Genomic DNA, 1,067 nt, shown 5'->3' on the forward strand with positions numbered 1-1,067 from the left:
CCACTCTATCCGAGGCGGGCAGCTACTCGCAGTTTGGCAGAGCGGGCCCGGGGATTGCGTTGCTGCTCCTGCTTGGAAGGGCGCAGAGGTTTAGGGGTGAGCACCTGCCAGCGGGGATCGGTACGGAAGGCCCATTTCACTAGGCGATCTTCCAGACTGTGGAAGCTGATTACAGCCAACCTACCGCCGGGCTTTAGCCAAGCAGGAGCCTGGGCCAGCAGGGTTTCTAGGGCTTCCAGTTCTCGGTTCACGGCAATGCGCAGGGCCTGAAAGACCCGCGTAGCTGGGTGGATGCGGCCCCGCCTTGCCGCCGGCGGCACTGCCTGCCAGACTACCTGGGCCAGTTGGGTAGTGGTGAAAAGGGGGCGGGAGCGTTCGATGTGATGGGCAATGCGGCGGGCAAAGCGCTCCTCGCCATAGCGAACGAAAATGTCGATCAAGTCCTCGGCAGGGCGGCGGTTGACCCAATCGGCAGCGGTTTCCTGAGCGGCAGTGGGATCCATGCGCATGTCCAGCGGCCCCTCGGCGCGAAAGCTAAATCCGCGCTCAGGGCAGTCCAGTTGGGGCGAGCTCACCCCCAGGTCGGCCACGATGCCATCGAAGAGGATAGGCCGCCCTTGCTCGTCGCGCCAGCCGTGCCGCTGCGGATCGAAATTGGCGAAGTTGAGGTGCCAAAGCTGGATGCGCTCCTGGGGGATCCCTGCTGCTGCCAAGCGCGCCCGAGCTGCCTGCAAAGCCAGCGGATCCCGATCCAGCCCCACCACCCGTTCTGCTCCCCCCTGCAGTAGGGCCAAGGTGTGTCCGCCTCCTCCCAAGGTTACGTCCAAAAACGTACCGCCCTGCTGGGGTTGCAGGTAGGCCATCACCTCCTCGGTCAAAACGGACTCGTGGTGATACGGAGAGCTCTCCCCGAGCCGAGTTTTCGGCAAGTCCATGAGGTTAGTGGCTGCAGAGGGGCAACCTCGATGATTCTATCCAGGCTTTTTCCCGGGCCACCAGGCCATCGGGAATCTGCAGGCAATCCTTGCTACCGCGCAGCTGAGCAGCCCAGACAAGGGCAGTCGACC

Annotated in this window: 1 protein-coding gene; it reads right to left on the reverse strand. The window is 63.5% G+C overall.

What is annotated here, in order from left to right; all coding sequences use genetic code 11:
* Positions 1-5: 5 nt before the first annotated feature.
* Entirely contained in the window at positions 6-935 is a 930-nt protein-coding gene (gene rsmH / locus NW807_RS08190; protein ID WP_414425797.1) for a 16S rRNA (cytosine(1402)-N(4))-methyltransferase RsmH, read from the reverse strand.
* Between the last annotated feature and the right edge of the window lie 132 nt (positions 936-1,067).

It is taken from the genome of Synechococcus sp. R70.1 (assembly GCF_047461675.1).
Taxonomy (GTDB): domain Bacteria; phylum Cyanobacteriota; class Cyanobacteriia; order Thermostichales; family Thermostichaceae; genus Thermostichus.

Excerpts from the sequence above, each read along its gene's own strand:
- rsmH (WP_414425797.1), bottom strand. The coding sequence starts at position 935 with ATGGACTTGCCGAAAACTCGGCTCGGGGAGAGCTCTCCGTATCACCAC.